Raw genomic sequence first — 1,270 nt, 5'->3', positions numbered from 1 at the left:
TTGGACCTACGTCAATACCTTGGACAAAAAAAGTCGAAAGTTTTTATGCCACTCTGTTAAACTCATCCTCCTTCTCTTGTGGGGTCATATAATTTAGTGATTCATGAATCCTTTTTCTGTTATACCAGGATTCTATATATTCAAAGAGAGCATATTTGGCCTCTTCAAAATCATAATAGATTTTTGTGTAGACTTCTTCTTTTTTTAAGGCGGCATGAAAGGATTCAATACAAGCATTATCATATGGGTTTCCCTTACGACTAAAAGAATGTAGTATCTTCTGTTCAACTAGAAAGTCTTCAAATTGTATACTGGTATATTGGGCGCCCAAATCAGAATGCAAGATAATCCCTTCGGTTTTGTCAATATTTAGTACGGCATTACGCACTGCCTGTGTTGCCATTTCTGCGGTCATGCTTTTTGAATAGGAATAGCCAATAACCTTGTGATGATATAGATCTATAACGGAAGCCAAATAAGTCCATCCATCTTTTAATGTGTGGATATAAGTGATATCCGTAACTAGCTTTTGATTTGGTGCGCTTGCTTTAAAGTCCTGGTTAAGAATGTTAATCTTATCATCTGGAACTGGTGCAGCATTTTTTTGAGGGCGATACTTCTTGACTGTTATTGATTTTATCCCTATTTTTTTCATATGGCGCTGTACTCGCTTCACACTGCATTTCACACCAGCTTTATTGAGCAAAAAGCATATTTTCGGAGCACCATAACGCCCCTTAGAATCATAATAAGTACTCATTACATGGTCACTAAAGGATTTATATTCTTTCTCCTTGTTTGAGGGCTCGTGAACAAGAGCTTCATAGTAGGTGCTCCGCGGTAAATTCAGCACTTTACAAAGCATGGTAATAGGGTAATCGTTGTAATTGTTATTAATAAATTCAATTTTGCTCTTTATTGATCCTTTGCGAATATGGCGGTCGCTTTTTTTAGTATTTCATTCTCCATTTTCAGCTTATTATATTCTTTCTGAAGATTCTTGTAATCTTTAAGCGTTACTGTTTCGCCCTCTTCGGTCGTAATAGGTGATGCATTTTTCACCCATCCCACGATTGTTGATGCTGATACGCCATATTCACGTTGTAACTGTGGATAAGAATAATTTCCGGTGTTATACAAATCGATCATCTGTTGCTTGAATTCCGGAGTATATCTCTTCTGATTTTTTGCCATGTCGAACGTCTCCTTTGCCTATTTAATAATTATAGTTTGTTCGACTTTTTCTGTCCACGCTAATATACTAGCACCA

Annotated in this window: 2 protein-coding genes; both read right to left on the bottom strand. The window is 36.6% G+C overall.

The window, feature by feature from the left end; genetic code table 11:
• Positions 1-43: 43 nt before the first annotated feature.
• A complete protein-coding gene (locus NHH15_RS15420; protein WP_262067536.1) occupies positions 44-898 on the bottom strand; it encodes an IS3 family transposase in 855 nt (284 codons plus the stop codon).
• Positions 899-915: 17 nt separating this feature from the next.
• Positions 916-1,194, bottom strand: a complete 279-nt coding sequence (locus NHH15_RS15415; protein ID WP_262067535.1) for a transposase — start codon at positions 1,192-1,194, stop codon at positions 916-918.
• Positions 1,195-1,270: the final 76 nt, after the last annotated feature.

Source organism: Aequitasia blattaphilus (assembly GCF_024721305.1).
Classification (GTDB): domain Bacteria; phylum Bacillota; class Clostridia; order Lachnospirales; family Lachnospiraceae; genus Aequitasia; species Aequitasia blattaphila.
The sequence above is the reverse complement of the archived record's forward strand: the minus strand, read 5'-3'. Positions and strand labels throughout refer to the sequence as shown.

Coding starts and splice junctions, on each gene's coding strand:
- NHH15_RS15415 (WP_262067535.1), bottom strand. CDS start 1,194: ATGGCAAAAAATCAGAAGAGATATACTCCGGAATTCAAGCAACAGATG.